This window comes from Bacillus sp. FSL M7-1020, from assembly GCF_038050415.1.
Lineage (GTDB): Bacteria > Bacillota > Bacilli > Bacillales > Bacillaceae_G > Bacillus_A > Bacillus_A toyonensis.
In genome coordinates, this window is sequence record NZ_JBBOTW010000009.1 from 1 (window position 1) to 8,260 (window position 8,260).

Below are 8,260 nucleotides of genomic sequence, written 5' to 3' on the forward strand. Positions count from 1 at the left end.
CCCACACTAGGAGGCAACAATTATGGAACAAGGTAAAGTAAAATGGTTTAATGCAGACAAAGGTTTTGGATTCATTGAGCGTCAAGGTGGAGAAGACGTATTCGTACATTTCTCAGCTATCCAAATCGACGGTTACAAATCTTTAGACGAAGGACAAAGTGTAACGTTTGAAGTAGAAAAAGGACAACGTGGCCTACAAGCTACTAATGTTCAAAAAGCTTAATATTAGTTCATAAAAGACCCTCTTGTAGGGTCTTTTTTTGATTTTGTTATAATATTTCGAATACAACTTTTTAAGGGGATTTGAGGTGCTTAACTTTTAATGAAAAAGAAGATTTTAGGGGTATCGCCAGCATTTTGGAAAAAAACACGCTAAGCAAAAAAATAATAAGCTGTCCATATGGACAGCTTATTTACATAATTTTGGTTATTGGAAGTTACTTTTCAAGTATTAATAGAGGGTCAAGTTCAGTTTCGTGATAACTCTACAGGCTTAAAGTGTTCAACTGTTGGAAATGGATCATAAAAGTGATGCAATAATGCTTTCCACTCTTGATATTGTTCAGATTGACGAAATCCTATCGTGTGGTCTTCTAAAGTTTCCCATTGCACAAGGAGCAAATATTTTCCTTTCTGCTCCATACAGCGTTGTAATTCATGATTTATGTATCCTGGTATGGAAGAGATGATTGAGGATGCTTGCTTAAATACTGATTCATACTCCGTCTCCATACCGTCTTTTATTTGCAACATGACAGCTTCTAAAATCATTTTGAAGTTCTCCCCCTTTTCTTAATTGTATCATGTGGGGGAACGCTGGATGAGGAATTTTGATGTATAACATATACACGTGAAGTTAACATAACGTCTCATTATCGGTAGCAAGATTTTCATAGAATCCTTGTATTGATAGGGATTCTTCTCTTTTTGTCTGTTTATTTGGTATACAGGATTTTATACATCGTTGTAATAGCGAGGATTCTAGGGATCCCCGCTATTCTTTTTTTGCATAAAATCTTGTATAAAAAGTGATTGGGTTATCTATAGTGCTTTGCTTTAGAAAATTTCAAAAGACAGTTGAAAACTTTCCTTTAAATGTGAAAAAAAAGGTGTTACCTTTTTAAAGAAGGAAAACACTATATAGCAACTGAAGAACAGCTTAGAACAGAGGGAGGAAAAAACATGGCTCAAACTTATTGGGGATCTGAGGTAGCGAAGAACTTAGGGATTGGCTCAAGTACTTTACGTAAATATTGCCTTGCCCTGGAGGAAGTCGGGTATCCTTTCGAGCGCGGCAATAATAATTCTAGAATTTTTTATCATAAAGATGTAGCAACCATAGAACGGCTAGTAACAGCTATGAACAAGAAGAACGTAACGCTAGAACAGGCTATAAATCTAGCAATAACAAGCACTGAAGAAAATGAGATAGCAACTGTTGCTACAGATAGCGTAGCAGATACAGAACAGATAAAAGCATTATCAGAACGTATAGAACGATTAGAACAACTTAATTTAGAGTTAATTCAAAGATTGGATCAACAAAGTAAACTTTTACAGGAAACTGATGCTCAAAGGATAATAAGAGAAGAACAAAGAGATGTTCAATTAATGCAAGTATTAAGAGAAATACAGGATAGCAAACGTCTAATAGCAGCTTCAGAACAGAGGAAATCACTTTGGAGTCGTCTATTTGGTAAATAAATTAGGATTTAATAATGGAAAAGAAGCTTACTCTTTATCTAAAAATAGATAAAGAGTAAGCTTCTTTTGGCTACTGATAATAGGACGTTATGTTAACTTTACATGAATATTTATTAATCACTTGATTAGAGATATGTGATCTAAACTTAACCTATTCGAGGTACTAAGTTTTTTAATAAGAATAGTTATTTATTGTTATGATTAAATTTATAATATCTTTTAGGGAGGAACTCAATTTGAAGAAAACATTAATTGTTGGAGCATTATGCTTATCGATCGCTGCTTTAACTGTATTTATTAATGGCGATGAAGAGACAAACACTGAAGCAAACAAAAATGATATTGTTTTACACTTATATAAAGAAAAATCTAGAAATCTAGAACGATTTGAAACATTTTTTCAAAATGTAAAAGATAAAAAAAGTGACGAAATACAAATTAAAAATTATTTTATTGACGAGGAAGCAAAAGTACCGAGTTTAGAAACTGTAACTTATCAAGATGAGAAATTTACTTTTACTAGCAAGTACAAAAACTACAATAGAAAGGATATTTGTAAGAAGTTCGTTACTCCTCAAGAAACACATGGTGTGGCGTATATGCTAAGAGATTGCGAACAGTCAGAAGATGGTATTATACTTCATAATACAGCCAAGGACGGTGAAGGAGTACACTCCATAAAAAATAAATCTATTGAATTTATTGAAGTTGAGGGGAATAAGACCTACATATTCGTAAAACAATTTGATGTTGGAGCATTCGTGAACGCTATTACCCATATTGGGCATAAACATTCAAATACATCTAGTACACACAAGCCAAATTTCAAAGTAAATGTTCACTTTTTAAGTGGAACAACTCAAACATACTATTTGTGGATTGACAAAGAGAAATCACTAGGAATAATTATGGATTCAGAACAAACAAACCAAGGACATGAAATCGATAAAATATTTGTAGATAACATCATAAAAGCGTTAAATTAAAACGAGATATTTTAATACGCCTCGTTAAGATGCACTTTTAAGATGATTACATGAACTCCATTACTATATTAAAAATAGACCGCCATCACAGGCGGTTTTCTTATACTCTCCTATACTTCCAACTCCACTAGTCATCTCATTCAATACATTCTCCTTCAGCTTACTTGCTGAAGGGGTTTTTTCTAGATACATTGAATACCGATAAGTGGTGTTATGGTAACTAGTGAAGTATATAGTTTAAATAGAAATTTATATCTAATATTGATAATATATAATTAGAACTGAGTAATTTTTTGTAAAATAGGGAGGTTTATCATAAGTAATGGATCATATTATTGCAAATAGTAGTTTTGATTTAAAAATATATTATATATTACTACAAATAGCTTCATTGTTAACTTTTAAAAAGACTATGTTGATTGAAGAAAAGAAAAAACAGTTAATACTACAGATACAAAAAGAAAAGAAAATTACTAATAATCCATATAAATTGTAATACAAAATAAAAGACGGCTTTTAAGTCGTCTTTTATTTTGTAAATATGTTTAATTTTTTATAGGGTCTATAAATACATTATTTACAGTGTTTTGAATGTATACTTTTGTTGTTGATTTTAAGGATATCAGGGAATTTGGCGTGAAGTTAATGCTTAAAGGGGTTTGAATGTAAACTAATATTTAAAAGTTTACATTGAAAATAAGAAAAAGAGTCCTATTAATTTAGGACTCTTTTTTAGTTTAAATAGGGTTAATATTACTTGTTTTTTTAGTGAAAATAAAATAAGTGATCAATATTATGCTAATTATATAATGTAGTGTGACTATCCAAAAATCACGAGTAATAAATGTTACTGTTATAGTTAGAGAAAGATTTGTTAAAGCAAATAACAAATATAAACTTGTTTCTTTTTTATCCCATTTTTTTCTGTTAATAAGGATATAAATAAATCCTATTAGAGGAAGAATAAAGCAAAGAAAAAAGATTAATTTGTCTTTAAAACTCCAAGTTGTTAAAGTTTTGAGTTTCATTTAAGTTTCCTTTCTATTATTATTTTTCGAACGTTATATACATATTTTACCACAAATAATTAATTTAATATTGACTTGGGAATTGAAAACAAAAGTAAACTAATATTCAAAAGTTTACCCTCGAGTATTTTTAAAAAAATTAACCTCTCAGACGAACTGAGCGGTTTTTTAATATTATTATGTTTATTTTTTATAAGGGGCTATTCTCTCGCTTCACCCCAGCCATTGCACTCACACCTAAAAACAAGGGGATAATAAAAAATACAGGAGGGCTATATGAAGCCAAGTCGAACATATAATAATAGTTGGTATTAGAAAAATTTGTAATGAGAGGTACTTATCACGAAAGGGTGGAAATACTTGAATAAAAATCATATATGGTTAGCTTTATTATTATCTTTGTTAATAGTAATGCCTTGGAATTTACTTTTTTTTTATACACCTATGCTTTTACCAATTATGGGGTTTATATCTAAGTTCATTTTATATTTTCTCTTAGTGTTAGTAAGTCTTCGATTTCTTCAATATTTAAAACATAAAACTAACTATGAAAAAGAATTAGTAGAACTTATTAAAAAATCTAATCACCTAACAAATAAAGAAAAATAATGTAAATTTTAAGGGTTCTCTCAGCTTATCTGAGGGATTTTTTTATTTCGGGGTGTTTTATAGAGAAAGATTGATATGTAAGTAGAGATGGTTGCGTGTGTTGGTCAATCAAAACGGACCTAGCGGAGCGAAGGGAGTATTTGACTTGACCAACTGAACGATACCCAAACCCTCTTGGCACTGAACAAACCACGGTTTGTTCCTGCCAACCGGCGAGGGAGCCCCTCAAGGATTGAGGGGTTGGGGAGTTCGATTGATGGGGTCAAGGGGAAGAGTTCCCCTTGTAGGTTCGGACAAAGTCCGAGGTTTTTGCCATGCTAAGCATGGATCGGCAAAGCCGAAAAGCGTCGCAGACCCCTATCGATTTTGATGCGAAAGCGTCAAAATAAGTATAGGGTTACGTTAATTGACATCATTTCGTCGCTTTGCTAGACTTATGGTATCAATTAATCTAGGGAAAGTGGTGGTTCTTTATGTTGGGTTCTATCTCATTTAATCAATCTTACCAAAGTTCATTGAGCCATAATAACAGGGAAAATATTCATGGGAATCCTGGTATTGATCCATCCAGGTTAGATGAGAATATTTATTTTGTTCAAAAGGACATCCGAAGTGTATACAAGGATGTCTTTCAAGAAGCAGTGGATAAGTATAACGAGAAACAAAAACGGAATGACCGTAAAATTGATGATTATTATGACAAAATACATAAAGATGATAAGACACATGAGCAACGAGAATTAGTCGTGGCGATTGGGGAAGGTAAAGATGACTCGAAATATAGGGAAGCCAAAAAGGAAGCGTTAAAACAGTATGCAGAGGCGTTTCAAGAGAGAAATCCAAACCTAGCGGTTTATAACATGGTTTTACATGATGATGAAGCGAATCCGCATTTACATATTAACTATGTACCGAATTTCGAAAGTAGTCGAGGATTAACGAGGCGTGTCGGAATGGATAGAGCTTTGCAGCAACAAGGTGTAGAAGGAACGGGAAGAAAGTTAATTGCACATTGGAGAGCATTAGAAACGGCTTATATTGAGCAATTAGCGAAAGAACATATTCCGAATTTTGAACGTGCTAATGTAGGCTCTCATAAGTACATGAAAGTTCGTCAATATAAGGAATATGCAGAAGCGAAGTCAACTATTGAAAACCAGGTACAAGAAAAAGAAACAGAGTTACAAACGATTGACCATGATTTAAAAAATGTTGAAGAAAAAACAAATGAATTACAAGTAATCAAAAAAAGTTTGGAAAGTGATGTTACTGATAAGCAAAAAGAATTAGACATAGTGAAACAACAAGTAGAGAGTGAAAGTGAAAAACTACAGCTAATTGGCCAGCGTCAGGTAGAGTTAGAAAAAAGAGTAGAACAAATGCAAAAAGTATTAGATAGTGCTACGGATCAAGTACCAAATGAACCTGTTAAAATCTCATTTTTACGTAAAGAAGTAGTAGTAGAAGTACAGGATAAAATGTTTGGAAAAGCTGAGATTACGAAGAAACAGACAAAAAATTATGTGTTATCACCAGAACAATATCAAGAAGTAATAAAGCAAGTGAATGCAGCGGTTACTATCAAAAAGGATTATGAGCGTTTGAAAAAGACAGACTTTGTAAAAGAGAATGAGAGTTTAAAAGTGCATGCAGAGGGATGGATGAAAGAGAATCGAACGTTGAAACAAGAAAAAAGTCAGTTACAAAAAGAAGTTGGTGTATTAAATAGAGAAATAAGCTCGTTAAAGGTTCATATAAAGGATTTACAGGCAAACATAAGGGTTTTATATCAACAGACAAAAAAAGTCTTTAAAGAGAAATTTAAGGCGTTTAGGGGGCTTGTTAAAGAAAGTTTGGATAGAAAGGGAATTAATAATTATTTTGAGAATGAACATAAGAAAGAAATTAATAAACATAAGGGATTTGATATGGAACGGTAAACCAGGTTATTGAAAACGTGATAGAATGAAAAAAAGAGCCATGCGGGAACATGACTCTTTTCATAGGGTATTCTACGAAAATACCTAGAATTCAATTATCTGATTATAGATTATCATAATTTGATTTATAATCAAATAGCAAAAAATAGGTGTTTTTGTTGATTCCCTCAATTAAGGAGGAATTAACTTAGATATGACAAAAAAAATTATTGATTTTGGACAAGCTGACAAAAAGGCAAAAGAAAGAGATAGTAAAATTAATAGTATTTATGAAAAGCTTGAAGGTAGTGGTGGACTTTCTGAAGAAGAAAGAGTCATTATGCTACAAGTATTAAGTAAAATGTCTGGTGGAGAAGAGTATTTTATAGGGAAGAAGAAAAAACCTACAGATCGGGTGAGATTTGTCCAAATGATTACAGAGAATATTGATTATTTATGTGAAATTGGCTATTTAACTCAACCAGAAAAGGCGTTTTTATTTGATATTTCAAGATTTCTAGAATTTAAATCAAATGTCATTGTTGAAAAAAATGAAGATGATGATATAAAACCGAATACGGCATCTCCTAGTTATTTAGCTAAGAAATTAGGGAAAACAAGGACTTCTATTTCAAAAATAATGAATGAATTGCTTGAAAAAGGGGTTTTAGGAGTTGCAGAAACAGGTGTAATAACTGAAGATGGAAGGACTTGTTCAGCAAGAACTTGGTTTGTTAACCCTAATATATTATGTAATTCACCCAAAGATGATATTGATAGAGCAACTCAACAAATTTTTTCAAAAGCGCTACGTAATATCAAAATTGAAGGTAATAAGAAAAAACATAAACTACCAATTTATTTATTTTAGATGTCGATTTTATATTGACATCTTTTTTTATGTGTGTTTTTACATTTTTTAGGTGTTAAAAAAAATTAACACAGGTGTTAAAAAAAATTAACACCTCATGTCTTATAAACCCTTGATATTACTGACTTTCTTCACTTTGCTCTTCTCACTCTTATATATAAGGCTAAAAGTTCCGCAAGGAACAGGTAGTATTTTTGAGCAAATAACGCTCAAAAATCTCCACCTTCAGAAAAAAAGTCGGTTCGTTAATTCTCACCTAAAGGCTATCGCCTTTTCTTTTTTTTCTGTCCTTGCGGAACTTTTTTCGGCTGGTTTTTAGCTTTCGCCAAGCCGAACAGACCAAAAACGGGGTTAAGTTGCTCGACTTGGATTAACAATTGTACCAGCCGAACCGCCAGTTCTTCCGTTTAAAGTATTTTTCTTTTTCTATATGGAATTAACGCTATGTGGGGTTTCGCCCCCACACGACGAGCCAGCACTCACACCCAAAAACAAGGGGAAAAGAAATAAAAAGAGCCATGTAAATGCAATTGACATGGCTCTTTTTTCTAGGTATTTTTTCAACAGAGAATTTTAAAATTAATTCTGAAGCACTTCTTTCCCTTTTGATTTTTTATGAGAAATTAATAAAAAAACAATCATAATTGCCAAAGGTAGTAAGAATACATACAAAGGTATACCCCAAACAAAATGTCCTCTCAAGGATTGAATAATAATATAAATAAACTCCCAAATTACATGTAGTTTCATCGAACCCCTCCTGTTAAATTTACCCATAAATATATTAACTACATACAATAAAAAGAGCAAGAAGGGTTAGTTGACGTAAAATTCGTTATCAGAAATGAAATTTAACTCGAAAATAACTAATTTTATTAGTTGTTGAATGTCTGAAAAAAATCAAACTAATGATATTGTCGAGATCCTTTGGCAACTTCTTGCTGTGATGACTATCATATTGACTTTTTTTCCAGCAACCACTATTAGTGGCTAATTACCATAAGGACTTATTTTTGAAATTTGCTATTTTTTAGAAAGTATGTTAATTTAAGAAAGACCTATTTTTGTTCGGTTTGAGATTAAGAATAAATTTTGTTTTTCGTCTAAGGTATTTGAGCAAGGGTAGTAACATATGTGTGGGTA

At 32.0% G+C, this 8,260-nt stretch carries 9 protein-coding genes; 7 read left to right on the forward strand and 2 right to left on the reverse strand.

The window, feature by feature from the left end:
* Positions 1 to 22: 22 nt before the first annotated feature.
* Positions 23 to 223: a cold-shock protein gene (locus MHB70_RS30890; RefSeq protein WP_000434818.1), complete on the forward strand. Its 201-nt coding sequence runs from the start codon at positions 23 to 25 to the stop codon at positions 221 to 223.
* A gap of 245 nt (positions 224 to 468) precedes the next feature.
* Here the strand turns inward: MHB70_RS30890 and MHB70_RS30895 are convergent, their stop codons facing one another.
* Positions 469 to 771 (reverse strand): antibiotic biosynthesis monooxygenase family protein, encoded by a 303-nt coding sequence (locus tag MHB70_RS30895; RefSeq protein ID WP_000599689.1) that lies wholly within the window; start codon positions 769 to 771, stop codon positions 469 to 471.
* Positions 772 to 1,182: 411 nt separating this feature from the next.
* Between MHB70_RS30895 and MHB70_RS30900 the strand changes: the two genes are divergently transcribed.
* The 6 genes from MHB70_RS30900 (at position 1,183) to MHB70_RS30930 (ending at position 7,117) form a co-directional block, all read left to right on the forward strand.
* Positions 1,183 to 1,704, forward strand: a complete 522-nt coding sequence (locus MHB70_RS30900) for a DUF3967 domain-containing protein (RefSeq protein ID WP_061530608.1) — start codon at positions 1,183 to 1,185, stop codon at positions 1,702 to 1,704.
* A gap of 236 nt (positions 1,705 to 1,940) precedes the next feature.
* Positions 1,941 to 2,690 (forward strand): DUF4362 domain-containing protein, encoded by a 750-nt coding sequence (locus MHB70_RS30905; RefSeq protein WP_061530607.1) that lies wholly within the window; start codon positions 1,941 to 1,943, stop codon positions 2,688 to 2,690.
* Positions 2,691 to 3,012: 322 nt separating this feature from the next.
* Positions 3,013 to 3,186: a hypothetical protein gene (locus MHB70_RS30910; RefSeq protein WP_154698719.1), complete on the forward strand. Its 174-nt coding sequence runs from the start codon at positions 3,013 to 3,015 to the stop codon at positions 3,184 to 3,186.
* Between the two features lie 892 nt (positions 3,187 to 4,078).
* Positions 4,079 to 4,327 (forward strand): hypothetical protein, encoded by a 249-nt coding sequence (locus MHB70_RS30920; protein WP_001038661.1) that lies wholly within the window; start codon positions 4,079 to 4,081, stop codon positions 4,325 to 4,327.
* A 473-nt stretch (positions 4,328 to 4,800) separates the two neighbouring features.
* Positions 4,801 to 6,267, forward strand: coding sequence for a plasmid recombination protein (locus MHB70_RS30925; RefSeq protein WP_341343752.1), 1,467 nt, complete (start codon positions 4,801 to 4,803; stop codon positions 6,265 to 6,267).
* Positions 6,268 to 6,460: 193 nt separating this feature from the next.
* Complete coding sequence (locus tag MHB70_RS30930) at positions 6,461 to 7,117, forward strand: MarR family transcriptional regulator (RefSeq protein WP_000162376.1); 657 nt, start codon at positions 6,461 to 6,463, stop codon at positions 7,115 to 7,117.
* Between the two features lie 579 nt (positions 7,118 to 7,696).
* Here MHB70_RS30930 and MHB70_RS30935 read toward each other — a convergent pair.
* A complete protein-coding gene (locus tag MHB70_RS30935; protein ID WP_000766349.1) occupies positions 7,697 to 7,867 on the reverse strand; it encodes a hypothetical protein in 171 nt (56 codons plus the stop codon).
* Positions 7,868 to 8,260: the final 393 nt, after the last annotated feature.